Below are 14,120 nucleotides of genomic sequence, written 5' to 3'. Positions count from 1 at the left end.
AACTTCACTGACACAGCACCGTATTGGTGGCCTTGCTCCTGCTGGTGCAGACCAACCAGCACCAGCATTGCGCAACTGCAATGTGCCAAAAGAGGTCAACACGATTCATGACTATCAGCGACGCGCTGCACAGACTGTTACTGGATAACCTGACCACTGCCACCATTCTGCTCAACGCTGACCTGCGACTTGAGTACATGAACCCGGCAGCGGAAATGCTGCTGGCCATCAGCGGGCAGCGCAGCCATGGGCAATTCATCAGCGAGCTGTTCACCGAGTCGGCCGAAGCATTGAGTTCGCTGCGTCAGGCAGTCGAACAGGCTCATCCTTTCACCAAGCGCGAAGCGATGCTCACTGCACTGACCGGTCAGACCCTGACTGTCGACTATGCGGTGACGCCTATCCTCAGCAAGGGCGATACCCTGCTGCTGCTTGAAGTACACCCGCGTGACCGGCTGTTGCGCATCACCAAGGAAGAGGCCCAGCTCTCCAAGCAGGAAACCACCAAGATGCTGGTGCGTGGTCTGGCTCACGAAATCAAGAACCCACTAGGCGGCATTCGCGGGGCCGCACAGCTGCTGGCCCGCGAGCTGCCTGAAGAAAGCCTCAAAGACTACACCAACGTCATTATCGAAGAGGCCGACCGCCTGCGTAATCTGGTCGACCGCATGCTCGGCTCCAACAAGCTGCCATCGCTGGCGATGACCAATGTGCACGAAGTGCTGGAGCGCGTGTGCAGCCTGGTCGAGGCCGAAAGCCAGGGCTGCATCACCTTGGTGCGCGACTACGACCCAAGCATTCCCGACGTGTTGATCGACCGCGAGCAAATGATCCAGGCCGTGCTCAATATCGTGCGCAACGCCATGCAGGCCATCAGCGGCCAGAACGAATTGCGCCTTGGCCGGATCACCCTTCGCACCCGCGCCATGCGCCAGTTCACCATCGGCCACGTTCGCCATCGCTTGGTGAGCAAGATCGAAATCATCGACAACGGCCCCGGTATTCCGGCCGAACTTCAGGAAACCATTTTCTACCCCATGGTCAGTGGCCGCCCGGACGGTACGGGATTAGGTCTTGCCATTACCCAGAACATCATCAGCCAGCACCAGGGTCTGATCGAGTGTGACAGCCATCCCGGCCACACCACATTCTCGATCTTCCTGCCGCTGGAACAAGGAGCAGCTTCGACATGAGCCGTAGTGAAACTGTCTGGATCGTAGACGACGATCGTTCTATCCGCTGGGTACTGGAAAAGGCCTTGCAACAGGAAGGCATGACCACGCAGAGCTTCGACAGCGCCGACGGGGTGATGAGCCGTCTGGCCCGTCAGCAACCGGACGTGATCATTTCCGACATCCGCATGCCGGGTGCCAGTGGCCTGGACCTACTGGCGCGGATTCGCGAGCAGCATCCACGTCTGCCGGTGATCATCATGACCGCCCACTCGGACCTGGACAGCGCCGTGGCGTCTTATCAGGGCGGCGCGTTCGAGTACCTGCCCAAGCCGTTCGACGTCGATGAAGCCGTCTCGCTGGTCAAGCGCGCCAATCAGCACGCTCAGGAACAACAGGGCCTGGACGTTGCACCGACGCTGACCCGCACCCCTGAAATCATTGGCGAAGCGCCAGCGATGCAGGAAGTGTTTCGCGCCATCGGCCGTCTGAGTCACTCCAACATCACGGTGTTGATCAACGGTGAGTCGGGTACCGGCAAGGAATTGGTCGCTCACGCATTGCATCGCCACAGCCCGCGTTCGGCCTCGCCGTTCATTGCACTGAACATGGCGGCGATCCCCAAGGACCTGATGGAGTCCGAGCTGTTCGGACATGAAAAAGGTGCGTTCACCGGTGCGGCCAACCTGCGCCGCGGGCGCTTCGAACAGGCCGACGGCGGCACGCTGTTTCTCGATGAAATCGGTGACATGCCCGCCGACACCCAGACCCGCCTGTTGCGTGTACTGGCGGACGGCGAGTTCTACCGGGTCGGCGGTCACACGCCGGTCAAGGTCGATGTGCGCATCATTGCCGCCACCCACCAGAATCTGGAAACCCTGGTGCAGGCCGGCAAGTTCCGCGAGGACTTGTTCCACCGCCTGAACGTGATCCGTATCCACATTCCACGCATGTCGGACCGTCGCGAAGACATCCCGACCCTGGCCAAGCACTTCCTCAGCCGCGCGGCTCAGGAACTGGCGGTCGAGCCCAAGTTGCTCAAGGCCGAGACCGAGGAGTACCTCAAGCATCTGCCGTGGCCTGGCAACGTTCGTCAGCTGGAAAACACCTGCCGCTGGATCACGGTCATGGCGTCGGGTCGTGAAGTGCACATCAGCGATCTGCCACCGGAACTGCTGAGCCTGCCGCAGGACGCCGCGCCGGTCACCAACTGGGAACAGGCGCTGCGCCAGTGGGCCGACCAGGCATTGTCTCGCGGTCAGTCCAGCCTGCTGGACAGCGCCGTGCCGACCTTCGAGCGGATCATGATCGAAACCGCCCTCAAGCACACCGCTGGCCGCCGCCGCGATGCCGCGGTGCTGCTGGGCTGGGGCCGCAACACCCTGACCCGCAAGATCAAGGAACTGGGCATGAAGATCGATGGCGGGGATGACGACGAGGCTGACGAAGGCTGAGCCGTCCTCAAGACCGAACACTGGCATTTCTGACAGTTACTCGCCACGTCCTTTAATGATTAGCTTCTTCTGCCCCCACTCAAGGGGCATAAGGAGCTAATCATTATGGAAAGTGCATTACTCGATGAATCTGACGCCCGACAGTACGCCAATAATTTACGTTTGCTTGCAGCACTGCCGCGTGGTGCCAGCATTGAAAGACGCGAGCGGATTGTTGACTACGATATTGTCGAACTCGCCGCATTGCTGCGCGAAGATAACCCGCAAAGACTGACCGCCGAACAGGTGTTCGTCGAGTACTGGAGCCGCATCACGCGGTTCAACGGCCCGCAAGAAACCTACGGCGATAACGGTAAATACAACGCTTTTGTGCGGCTGGAAGATTTCTCGACACTGTTGGAGCAGGCAAGACTCGCCGATCAATGGCTGACGACTCCAGACGATCAACGCGGCCCGGCCCCTCCGTTGTGCGGAATTCCCTTCGGCATAAAAGACTCTTTCGCCATCCAGGGCCTTGAAAGCAAAAACGGCACTCAGGCCTTTTCCGGCAACCTGGCATTACGTGATGCGACATGCGTCGCCCGGCTGAGGGCTCAGGGCGCATTGATTATCGGTCATACCATCTGCTCCGAACTCTCGACCCACACCGTCGGGCAGTTTGCCGGGAATGCGTGGGACCCGGCACGTACGCCGGGCGGGTCCAGTCAGGGCTCGGGGGTCGCTCCGGTGGCACGTCTGTGCGCCGCAGCGCTGGGCGAAGAAACTGCGGGCTCGATTATCATCCCGGCGGCAGCCAATGGCGCCAGCGCAATAAAACCGTCGCTGGGGCTGGTGTCTGGCGCCGGCGTGATGCCACTGCGAAGCGGCTGGGACGTGGTCGGCCCCATGGCCCGTTCGATTCGCGATGCATCGCTGATACTGTCGATAATTTCCGGCCCTGATGGAGAACACGATCCGCAAAGCCTGTCGGCCCCGTCGATAGGCGAGCAGCTTTGCATTACCCCGACCCCCGGCTCTCTTCCTCTGGAGGGGCTGACCATAGGGATTCCGCAGACAGACTGGATGTCTTCGCCCGGTCACCCTCCCGCGCAGTCCTACGACGAGGACTACAGCGCAGCCTTCGTCAGGTTCAAGGATCAGCTTGCAGCGCTGGGCGCAAAGGTCGTCGACTTCCCTTGGCTGGATGCCGGACCCCCTGAAAACAGCCCTTACACCGCGCCCGAACCCATTCACGACGTGCTGAACAGTGATGGCAGCATTCTGATGAGAGTCAACGCCCAGGCCGTTACCAGTTACGCCAACCAACTGGAAACCCGGCACTGGTCGGCCGTGCGTGACTTCGCAGACGTGTTGGAGAATCAAGATGACAGAGACTATTTGCTAAGAAGATATCCGGAGTTCTTCGATCAGGTTGCCTCACTCATTCCAGTGGGGATCAGACTCGAAGCAGAGAACAGACGCCGTCAACAGCAGGGGCTTTTTGAAAAGGCCCTGAATGACTATCAGATTGACTTCATGATGGTGCTGCCGCTCGGTGCTCACGTCGGCGAGCGGGCAGGCACACTGACGAAGACGCTTCCGGTACAACGTAAGTATTTCGATATGCCCAACGCGCTGGCATGGCCCATGCTGACACTGCCCATCGGCTATGGCGCGACCGGCATTCCACAGCAATTGCCCATTACTGCGTCCTTTTGGGGAGGGCGCTTCAGCGAGCCTTTGCTGGTGCAGGCCGCCATCGACTTTCAAACCCATTATCCCGAGTATCACACCAAGGCCCCGCCAGACCCGGACTTCGCCTCACCTCTGGCGTTTCATCTCTGGACACTGGACGAGATTCCTTGGCAGTACTCAGCGGATCCGCTGGTCATTGCCGAAGGCAGGCGGAAAAAATCATGAGCCCGACCTCCTTCTTTGTTATCCAGTGGAAGCCACTGAACAACCCGGCATTGCTGCCGGCGCAGGCGAGTGAGCCGCCAGACGCATTTTTCAACGTGCGATGGCGGCCCACGCAGGGCCTGACTTATTACCCGGAAACGGCTGTGCTTACTCTGCCAGAGAAGGTTTTTCCCACAGGTTGATACCGCCTTCCACCGCAAAGCTGTCGATCTCGGTCAGTTCTTCGCTGCTGAACGCCAGGTTCTTCAGCGCGCCGACGTTTTCGACGATCTGCTCGGGACGGCTCGCACCGATCAACGCTGAGGTCACGCGCGGATCGCGCAACGTCCAGGCCAGGGCCATTTGTGCCAGGCTCTGACCGCGACGCTGGGCGATTTCATTGAGCGCACGCACGTGGGCGATGTTCTGCTCGGACAGGTGCGAAGCCTGCAGCGAGCCGCCACCCGGACGATTGACCCGTGCATCTTTGGGCACGCCGTTCAGGTACTTGTCCGACAGCAGCCCCTGGGCAAGTGCAGTAAACGCGATCACGCCAGCACCCAGCTCTTCGGTAGCGTCGAGCAAGTCTTTCTCGACCCAGCGGTTAAGCAGGTTGTAGGCCGGCTGGTGAATCAGCAGCGGTACTTTCCACTCTTTGAGCAGCGCGGCGATTTCGCGGGTCTTGGCCCCGGAATACGACGAGATACCGATATACAAGGCCTTGCCTTGCTGAACCGCGGTGGCCAGCGCGCTGGCGGTTTCTTCCAGCGGAGTGTCCGGGTCGAAACGGTGGGAATAGAAAATGTCGACGTAATCGAGGCCCATGCGTTGCAGGCTCTGATCAAGGCTGGCGAGCACGTATTTGCGTGAACCACCGCCCTGTCCGTACGGCCCTGGCCACATGTCCCAGCCAGCCTTGCTGGAAATGATCAGTTCATCACGGTAGTGCTTGAAGTCTTCGCGCAGCAGCCGGCCGAAGTTGATCTCGGCGCTGCCGTACGGCGGGCCATAGTTGTTGGCCAGGTCGAAATGATTGATGCCCAGATCGAACGCCGTGCGCAGCATGGCGCGCTGGGTGTCGATCGGCGTGCTATCACCGAAGTTGTGCCACAAGCCCAAAGACAGTGCCGGAAGCACCAGCCCGCTGCGGCCGGTACGGCGATAAGGCATGTCTTCGTAACGATTTTCGGCAGCGATGTAGGTCATTGAATCCTCTCTTGTCTGGGGGATATTCGAGGCGTCTTGATTGCGTTTGCGAACAGGCGAGGCCTGTTCGCAACGCCGGAATCATGGCTTTTGCCAGACAACCTGCTGAATGTCGACCCGCTTGGGTATCAAGTGGTTGTCGTAAAACAGATCAGCGGTCGCCTGCTGCGCGCTTACGATCTCCGGCGTGATCGGCAGGCTGGGTGATACAGGCCGATGGTCAAGATACTGAGTCATGACCGCTTCGGACAAGCCCATGCTGCGCGCCAGTATCTGAATACTCTCGACACGCTGCGAGCGCGACAACCCGTCGGCAACCGTCAGTTCGTCGAGCACCTGCTGCACGAGCACCGCGTTTTCCTCGGCAAACGCACGCCGTGCGGTATAGAACGGCCCGGACAATCCAAGCCCCTCGCCGTTGGCCAGCAGGCGACTATGGCCTTCGCTCATGGCGATGGAATAGTAAGGGTCCCAGATCGCCCAGGCATCCACACTGCCGTTTTCAAAGGCAGCGCGGGCATCGGCGGGGGTCAGGTAAATCGGCTGAATATCCTTGAAGGTCAGGCCGGCCTTGTTCAGCACACGCAGCACCACGTTATGCGAGCTGGAGCCTTTCTGCAGCGCGACCTTGCGGCCTTTCAAGTCAGCGACGCTGTGCACCGGGCTTTCGTTGCGCACCAACAGGGTTTCCACTTGCGGCTTGGGCGGCTCGGCACCGATGTAGACCAGGTCGGCACCTGCGACCTGGGCGAAGATCGGCGGGATGTCGCCGGTGGAGGCGATGTCGAGGCTGCCAATGTTCAGCGCCTCCAGCATCTGCGGCCCGGCCGGAAACTCGATCCATTTGATTTTTTTCTCGGGAAAACGCTTTTCCAGCAGGCCATGTTCCTTGGCCAGCACCAGCGTGATCGAGCCCTTCTGGTAGCCGATGCGAAGGGTGTCAGGCTCGTCGGCAGCAACCGTACCGAACAGGCCACTGAAAGCCAGAATGGCGGCGATAAACGTGAATGGTTTCATGGGTAATCCTTTCTCGGTCGACTCTCGTGCCAATGCTCCGCGTTGGCATGCATCCCGTGACGCTCCGCGTCACCTCTCTGCAGCCAGGCTCGGTATCCGGTACGGGAAATATCAAAATCTGTAAGCAGGCCGCTGCAAGCCCAGGTTCTCGCGCAAGGTCGTGCCTTCATACTCGGTGCGAAACAGCCCGCGCCGCTGCAACTCCGGCACCAGCAACTGCGCGACATCTTCCAGACCGCCCGGCAGGTGCGGCACCAGCACATTAAAGCCATCCGCCGCGCCCTGCTCGAACCAGCGTTGCAACTCATCGGCGATCTGCTCTGGCGTGCCGATCAGGCTGTAGTGCCCTCGCCCACCGGCAATCCGCCGCCCCAGTTGCGCCAGGGTCAGGCTTTCCTGATCGGCCAGTTCGGTGAGCAGTTTCTGTCGGCTGCGCTGGCCGCTGTCAGTCAGTGGCAGCTCTGGCAGCGGGCCGTCCAACGGGTAGCCCGACAGGTCGAAATTACCCAGCATGCGGCCCAGCAGAGCGACCCCGACCCGAGGCTCGACCAGTTCCTGAAACGACTCGAATTTAGTTTTCGCCAATGCTTCGGTTTCGGCCACGACGATGAACACGCCTGGCATGATTTTCAGTGAGTCGACGGCCCGCCCGTAAGCACTCAGACGGCCCTTGAGGTCGGCATAAAAAGCCTGGGCACTGGCCAGCGAGGTCTGCGCGGTGAACACCACTTCCGCCGTCTGCGCTGCCAGATCACGCCCGACTTCCGAGGAGCCGGCCTGCACCATCACCGGCTGACCCTGCGGCGAACGCGCCACGTTCAGCGGACCCTTGACGCGGAAATGCTCGCCCTGATGATCGAGCACATGCAGTCTGGCCGGGTCGTAATACTCGCCACTGGCCTTGTCGCGGGTGAAAGCGTCGTCTGCCCAACTGTCCCAAAGGCCGGTCACCACCTGATGAAACTCTCGTGCGCGGCTATAGCGCTCGGCGTGCCCCACATGCTCGGCGCGACCGAAGTTCTGCGCTTCGGCGGCGGCATCCGAGGTCACCAGATTCCAGCCCGCTCGCCCACCTGAGAGATGATCCAGCGAGGCGAACTTTCGGGCTACGTGATACGGCTCGTTGTAAGTGGTGGTTGCCGTCGCGATCAGACCGATGTGCTCGGTCACCGCGCTGAGTGCCGAGAGCAGGGTCAGCGGCTCGAAATGATCGGAGCGCGCCATGCGGCTGGCAATATCACCGGTCGCGGCAGCCACGCTGTCTGCAACGAACAAGGCATCGAATTTTGCCGCCTCCGCGACCCTCGCCAGGCGCCGGTAATGCTTGAAATCCAGCCCTGCATCGGCCGGCACATCCGGGTGCCGCCAGGCAGCGACATGGTGCCCGGTGGCCATCAGGAAAGCGCCCAGTTTCATCTGTCGAGCAGTCGTGCTCATACCTCACTCCTTACGTGTTGCCTGGGGTCTCGACTCAAAAATCCTTGCGCAACTGCACGCCGAAATAGCGTTCGTCATCACGCGGGACAGACCGGTAAACATAGTTGCCCCCGGTCGCCAGCATTGGCGAATAGGACTTGTCGGCCAGGTTCTTGCCCAGCAGTGCAACGCGCCAGCCGCTGTTGTAATCCGCCAGTGCCACGCTGGCGTTCCAGATGCCGTAAGCGCCCTGCTTGGTGTCCGGGTTCTGACTGATGTCGTACTGCACTTCGCTCTGCCAGCTGTAATCGGTGCCCAGTTCGATATCCAGACCGTTGTCCAGCGGGATGGTGTAATCGGCACGAACGTAGCTTTTCCAGTCCGGGCTGTACGGCAGGGTTTTACCGTCGACGTTGCAGGAAGCCGCCGCACCGGCCGGGCAGGCAAAGCTGTCGATGCGTGCTCTGGTGTAGGACAGCGCACCGGAGAATTTCAGGTTTCGGGTGGCTTGCAGGGCGTAATCCAGCTCGACACCTTCGGTACTGACGCTGCCTGCGTTGATCAGGCGTGTCACGACCTGTCCGGCCACACTGTCGAAGAAGTTCGCCTGATAGTTGTCGTACTCGCTGTGGAATACCGCCAGATTGGTGGTCAGACGATTGTTCCAGGTGGTGGCCTTGAGGCCGACTTCCCAGGTGTTCGAGGTTTCCGGCTTGAGGGCCTCGGTGTCACGCGGCTGCATGTTGAAGAACACGTTGTAGGCCGGGCCTTTGTAGCCGCGCGAGTAGGTAATGTAGGTCATCACACTGTCACTCAGGTCGTACTGCAAACCGAGACGCCCGGACTTGCCGTCTTCATCCACCGAGCCGGAACTGCTGGTCGCTGGCTGAATGCCGCTGACGGTCGTAGCCGATGTCGACACGCGGCGATGATCGTATTCCAGATCGTCATGGGTCCAGCGTGCCCCGGCAATCGCACGCAAGTCCGGTGTGAAGTTGAACGTGGTTTCGCCGAACACCGAATAGCTGTCGGTGGTGGTGCTGTAGTCGGCGACGCCGCGATCCTGAGTCGTCGGCGTGATCAGCGTGCGCTGATAGGTCTCGTCGCTCTTGCCGTGCATGTAAAACAGACCGCCCACGTATTCGACAAACTGGCCCTTCGGCGACGCCAGACGCAGCTCTTGGGAATACTGGTTGAACTCAAGATCGCCCTGGTCTTCGGTGCCGGGGAACGCGGCGGTGATGGTGCCAAGCCGGTCGCCATCCTGATACTGGGTGTTGTCCCAGCCGCGCCAGGCGGTGATGGACGTCAGGGTGTAGTCACCCAGTTGCCAGTCGAGCTGGCCGGACAAACCCTTGTTGACGTCCTCGACATGGCTGCGGTAATCGCTCACTACATTGCGGTTATCGCTGTCGGCACGTACCGGCGCCAGGGCACTGGCGAAGGACGGGGTCAGCGCCTTGGTTACCACACCGTTGGGTGCGTCGTCGTGGGACTGCATGTAGTCCGCTGCGAGGGTAAAGGTAATGTCGTCACTGGGCGTGAATTCCAGCTTGCCGCGTGCGCCCTTGCGGTTGTAGCCGTTGACTTCCTGACCATTGAGCTTGTTATCGACATTGCCGTCATAGCTGCCGAACAACGTCGTGATAGAGCCTTTGAGGGTCTGCGGAATCAGGCTGCCGCCAATGCCGAAACGGGTGCGGCTTTCATTGCCGCTGTAATAGGACTGATCGATGTAACCGTGAGTCTCTTCGGTCGGAGCCTTGGTGGTGACGTTGAGCACGCCCGCCGAAGCGTTCTTGCCGAACAGCGTGCCTTGCGGGCCGCGCAGTACTTCGATGCGTTCCAGGTCGAGCAAGTCCAGCGTGGCCTGACCCGGACGGGCATACACCACGCCATCGATCACGGTCGCCACGGTCGGTTCGACGCCTGGCGAAGTGGAAATGGTGCCGACACCGCGAACGAACAGCGAAGTGTCCTTGTTGGAAGCCCCGGTGCGGAAATTCAACGACGGCACCTGCTGCACGATGCTGGCCACACCATTACGGTTATCGCGCTCCAGTTGTTCGCCCTCGATCACGGACACGGCGACCGGTACTTTTTGCAGCGATTCTTCGCGGCGTGTGGCGGTCACGGTCACCGATTCCAGCTCTACCGTTTCTGTGTTCTGCCCTGCCGCTGTCTCTGCCATGGCCGGAACACACGGCAATGCCGTCAGCCCCATCAGCAACCACCCACAACGACGCCCCCGCGCCGCATGAGCCTGATCGATCGCCTGCGCCAGAAGCGTGTGTCCGACGCCATCCCCACCTGTTGTGTGCATCTGCGTGCCTACCTGAAATATGCCCTGATCCGACAGTGCGATGCGCACTGGCGCCTATGCGTGCTGACTAAACCGGGTCCGGGCATTCGCGGTGGCGAGTAGCAGACAACCATCTTTGTTAGCGCTAACATCGCCAGTATCAGGAAACGACTTATAGATCGTCCAATACTGAAAAATTAGTTTTATATTCTTTTTACTTTTATACGAAGTGATCGAGCATGGCCGACGAGAAGCCCCTGATACGCAAACGCCGAGGCGCAGGCCGGGTGACGATCACCGCCGTGGCGCGTCAGGCGGGGGTGTCGGCCATTACCGTGTCGCGCTATTTCAATCAGCCGGAACAGGTTTCGCCCGAACTGCGCGAGCGAATTGCGAACACAGTCAATGCGCTGGGCTACGTGCCCAATCTGGTTGCTGGCGGCCTGGCATCAGCGCGCAGCCGGGTGGTGGCGATGGTGATTCCCAACATCTCCGGGCCGATCTTTGCCAATACCATTCAGGGCTTCAGCGACACACTGAGCCAGCACGGTTTCCAGTTGCTGCTCGCCTCCAGCTACTTTTCCGCCGAGCAGGAGGAAAGCGCGGTACGGGCGTTCCTGGGCTGGTCGCCGGCGGCACTGGTGCTGACCAGTCGCTTTCACAGCTCAGCTACCGAGAAAATGATCGAGCAGACCGATGTCCCGGTGATCGAAACCTGGGACTACCAACCCGAACGCAGCCCGATCCAGATCGGCTTTTCGCACTATGACGTCGGCGTGATGGCAGCCCGTTATCTGCATGACAAAGGTTACCGGCGCATTGCCTTCGTGCAGAACAGCATCGCGGCCGACTTCAGCGCACTGGAGCGTCGCGACGGCTATGCCGCAACCGTGGAAGAGCTGGGTATCACGCCGTGGGTCTTCGTCCCGGACGCGGGTCGAGCGCCATTCGAGGCCGGCAAACAGGCGATGGAAACCCTGATGGACCACAACCCGCGCCCTGACGCGATCTTCTTCGCCAATGACAACCTGGCCGCCGGCGCCCTGCTCGCCAGCCAGCGAGCAGGCCTGCACATTCCGCAGGATTGCGCCGTGATGGGCTTTGGCGATTACGCCTTCGCAGAAATGATGCTGCCCAGCCTGACCACCATCAAACCGCCCGCACTGCAGATCGGCGTGATGGCCGCCACACGGGTGCTTGAAAGCCTCGGCGTGTTACCGGTAGAGGGAGAAATACAGCGGCTGAATCTGCTGGAGTGCAGCCTGGTGGAGCGGGAAAGTACTTGAGCCCGACGCAATCTCGTGCCCCGCTGGAGCGTGAGGAACGATAGTGGTTACCGCCCCCCCAAGCTCCGATCAACGCACCAGGTGCAGGAACTGCATATGCCGTTCGTACTGATCGAGCACGTCGTTGATGACTTGTTCCTTGGTGTAACCCACCAGGTCGTAGTCCTGACTGCCCTCGCTCAAGTGAACCTCTGCGCGGTAGTAGCGGCGGTTGTTCAATTGCTTGGAGCCCATGCCGCCACGGGCGAACGAAGGGGTGAAAAAACCTTTCATCTGCACCTGGTAAATGAACGGACGTTCTTCACCATGGCCGATTTCCAGGGTCACCGAGTCGTTGGACGGGTCGGGGACGTTGACCACGCTCAAGCCCTTCTCGACGAACACTGCCGTCACTTCTTCAATCGCCGGACGCACGGTCTGATCGAGGAAACGGTACACCTCGTCTCGCGACGGGTAATGCACCGCCTGGCTCAAGCGCTGACGCCAGCCGCCGCGTCGTGAACCGGACACTGGCGCCAGCGAGTACAGCTGCGCGATCTTGCGCTGCGACTCCATGACGAACGCCTTGTGCAGCCCCCACATCATCAGCAGCAGAATCAGCGAGAACGGCAGCGACGTCAGCACTACAGCCGATTTCAGCGCATCGATGCTGCCCGAGAACAGCAGGCCACTGGTGATAAGCGCCGTGGCCACACCCCAGAACACCCGCAGCCATTTCGGACCGTCTTCGTCAGGGTTGCCGCCTTTGGCTGACAGTGTCGACAGCACCACAGTGCCCGAATCGGCCGAGGTGACGAAGAACACAAAGCTGATGAACACCGTGACCGCAATGACCGTCTTGCTCCACGGATAGGTTTCCAGCAGCAGGTACAGGGTCATCGACGGATCGTCGATAGCCGACTGGCCCAGCGCAGTCATGCCGTGGTTGAGCACTTGATCGATGGCACTGTTACCGAAGATCGACATCCAGGCCAGAGTGAAACCCAGCGGGATCAGCAACACACCGAAGACGAACTCGCGGATGGTCCGGCCACGGGAGATGCGTGCAATGAACAGGCCTACGAACGGTGCCCAGGCAATCCACCAGGCCCAGTAGAACACCGTCCAGCCGCCCAGCCAGTCACTCGGCTCGTTGTAGGCATACACGTCGAAACTCTTGCTCGGCAGTGCGCCCAGGTAGTCACCGATGTTCTGCACCAGCGTATTGAGCAAATGCTGAGTCGGGCCGGCAAACAGTACGAACAGCAGCAGCGCACAGGCCAGCAGCATGTTGATGTCGGACATGACGCGCACGCCCTTGTCGACACCGGCGATCGCCACCAGAATCGCCGCGCCCATCATCAGGGTGATCAGACCGACCTGAATCCAGTGGGTGTGCGCTACACCGAACAGGTAATCCAGACCGGAATTGAGGTGCAGCACCCCGAAGCCCATGTCTGCACCGAGACCGAAGATGGTCGCAATAATACCGAAGCCATCGACGGCATAGCCGATAGGGCCATTGATGCGTTTGCCGATCAGCGGATACAGCGCCGAGCGCAGGGCCAGTGGCAGGTTATGGCGATAAGCGAAATAGGCCAGCGCCATACCGACGAACGCGAACACGCCCCAGCCATGCAGACCCCAGTGCAGAAACAGCAACTGCATGCCCTGGCGTGCTGCTTCAGCGGTGCCGCCCTCGCCCTGCGGCGGTTGCAGCAGGTGTGTCAGGGGCTCTGACACGCAGAAAAAGAACAGCGTGATGCTGATGCCGGCGGCGAACAGCATCCCGGCCCATGACAGGTAACTGAACTCGGGTTCGTCGTGGTCGGCACCGAGCTTGATCTTGCCGAAGCCCGACAAGGCGGTGACCACCACGAAGACCAGGTACAGGGTCATGACCATCATGTAGTACCAGCCGACCGTGTTGGCCGCCCAGTTTTGCGCCGCCAGCAGCCATTCGCCGCTGGCTTGCGGGAAGGCGATCACGACGATGCCGAAAATCAGAATAAAACTCGCAGCGAAATAGAACACTGGAGCATTCATGCGAACCATGCCGCTTGAAGAGGAACTCGCAGAACTCATCGGTTGAGTGCCTCCGGACTGATAAAACCAACTGCAAAAAGCGGATACGGCAAGGGTAAGCCTCCTGTTATGAGCGGGCAGCGAACCACCGGTTTAACTTGAACGAGCGTTCAATTTAAACATGAAAACACCCGCGAGACCTAATCGCAGGCCGGTGAATGCTGGCTCAGGCCTGGGTATGACGCGTGCTTGAGCGGGTTCGTTCCCACGCCAAAGAGGCCATTTGCAGCCCGCCAAAATGCGCTCTTTGCGAACACTCACGAGGCTTCAATCCACTCCGGACGTTGCGTACACATTTCCCGCACCAACCTGTTACCGGCCGCCC

At 60.3% G+C, this 14,120-nt stretch carries 9 protein-coding genes; 4 read left to right on the top strand and 5 right to left on the bottom strand.

All coding sequences use genetic code 11. The features are described 5' to 3' along the window. Positions 1 to 107: 107 nt before the first annotated feature. The 3 genes from glnL to JOE33_RS15605 all read left to right on the top strand — a co-directional run bounded on the left by glnL (position 108) and on the right by JOE33_RS15605 (position 4,525). A complete protein-coding gene (glnL, locus tag JOE33_RS15615; protein ID WP_002555720.1) occupies positions 108 to 1,193 on the top strand; it encodes a nitrogen regulation protein NR(II) in 1,086 nt (361 codons plus the stop codon). Further along, a complete protein-coding gene (gene ntrC / locus JOE33_RS15610; protein WP_003413458.1) occupies positions 1,190 to 2,626 on the top strand; it encodes a nitrogen regulation protein NR(I) in 1,437 nt (478 codons plus the stop codon). The genes glnL and ntrC overlap by 4 nt, the downstream gene beginning before the upstream one ends. Before the next feature lie 105 nt (positions 2,627 to 2,731). Next, positions 2,732 to 4,525, top strand: coding sequence for an amidase (locus JOE33_RS15605; RefSeq protein WP_187625296.1), 1,794 nt, complete (start codon positions 2,732 to 2,734; stop codon positions 4,523 to 4,525). Between the two features lie 147 nt (positions 4,526 to 4,672). On the opposite strand, the gene mgrA is transcribed toward JOE33_RS15605, so the two are convergent. The 4 genes from mgrA to JOE33_RS15585 form a co-directional block, all read right to left on the bottom strand. Next, positions 4,673 to 5,710, bottom strand: a complete 1,038-nt coding sequence (gene mgrA / locus JOE33_RS15600; protein WP_010438449.1) for an L-glyceraldehyde 3-phosphate reductase — start codon at positions 5,708 to 5,710, stop codon at positions 4,673 to 4,675. A gap of 81 nt (positions 5,711 to 5,791) precedes the next feature. After that, positions 5,792 to 6,727 carry a sulfonate ABC transporter substrate-binding protein gene (locus tag JOE33_RS15595; RefSeq protein WP_010438446.1) on the bottom strand — a complete coding sequence of 312 codons (936 nt, stop codon included), beginning with the start codon at positions 6,725 to 6,727 and terminating at the stop codon, positions 5,792 to 5,794. Between the two features lie 111 nt (positions 6,728 to 6,838). Continuing rightward, positions 6,839 to 8,164 carry an LLM class flavin-dependent oxidoreductase gene (locus JOE33_RS15590; protein ID WP_187625295.1) on the bottom strand — a complete coding sequence of 442 codons (1,326 nt, stop codon included), beginning with the start codon at positions 8,162 to 8,164 and terminating at the stop codon, positions 6,839 to 6,841. A gap of 34 nt (positions 8,165 to 8,198) precedes the next feature. Continuing rightward, a complete protein-coding gene (locus tag JOE33_RS15585) occupies positions 8,199 to 10,514 on the bottom strand; it encodes a TonB-dependent receptor (RefSeq protein ID WP_187625294.1) in 2,316 nt (771 codons plus the stop codon). 170 nt (positions 10,515 to 10,684) lie between these two features. Between JOE33_RS15585 and JOE33_RS15580 the strand changes: the two genes are divergently transcribed. Further along, the gene (locus JOE33_RS15580; protein ID WP_187625293.1) at positions 10,685 to 11,731 is read left to right on the top strand and encodes a LacI family DNA-binding transcriptional regulator; all 1,047 of its coding nucleotides are present in this window, start codon (positions 10,685 to 10,687) and stop codon (positions 11,729 to 11,731) included. A 69-nt stretch (positions 11,732 to 11,800) separates the two neighbouring features. Here JOE33_RS15580 and betT read toward each other — a convergent pair whose 3' ends face one another. Continuing rightward, positions 11,801 to 13,756 (bottom strand): choline BCCT transporter BetT, encoded by a 1,956-nt coding sequence (betT, locus tag JOE33_RS15575; protein WP_206429961.1) that lies wholly within the window; start codon positions 13,754 to 13,756, stop codon positions 11,801 to 11,803. Positions 13,757 to 14,120: the final 364 nt, after the last annotated feature.

This window comes from Pseudomonas sp. PvP027, assembly GCF_017833005.1.
GTDB classification, from domain to species: domain Bacteria; phylum Pseudomonadota; class Gammaproteobacteria; order Pseudomonadales; family Pseudomonadaceae; genus Aquipseudomonas; species Aquipseudomonas congelans.
The sequence above is the reverse complement of the archived record's forward strand: the minus strand, read 5'-3'. Positions and strand labels throughout refer to the sequence as shown.

Bases quoted from the DNA above. Each gene is read 5' to 3' on its own strand.
- JOE33_RS15580 (WP_187625293.1), top strand. From the start codon at position 10,685: ATGGCCGACGAGAAGCCCCTGATACGCAAACGCCGAGGCGCAGGCCGG.
- JOE33_RS15605 (WP_187625296.1), top strand. From the start codon at position 2,732: ATGGAAAGTGCATTACTCGATGAATCTGACGCCCGACAGTACGCCAAT.
- JOE33_RS15590 (WP_187625295.1), bottom strand. From the start codon at position 8,164: ATGAGCACGACTGCTCGACAGATGAAACTGGGCGCTTTCCTGATGGCC.
- JOE33_RS15595 (WP_010438446.1), bottom strand. From the start codon at position 6,727: ATGAAACCATTCACGTTTATCGCCGCCATTCTGGCTTTCAGTGGCCTG.
- ntrC (WP_003413458.1), top strand. From the start codon at position 1,190: ATGAGCCGTAGTGAAACTGTCTGGATCGTAGACGACGATCGTTCTATC.
- glnL (WP_002555720.1), top strand. From the start codon at position 108: ATGACTATCAGCGACGCGCTGCACAGACTGTTACTGGATAACCTGACC.
- mgrA (WP_010438449.1), bottom strand. From the start codon at position 5,710: ATGACCTACATCGCTGCCGAAAATCGTTACGAAGACATGCCTTATCGC.
- betT (WP_206429961.1), bottom strand. From the start codon at position 13,756: ATGAATGCTCCAGTGTTCTATTTCGCTGCGAGTTTTATTCTGATTTTC.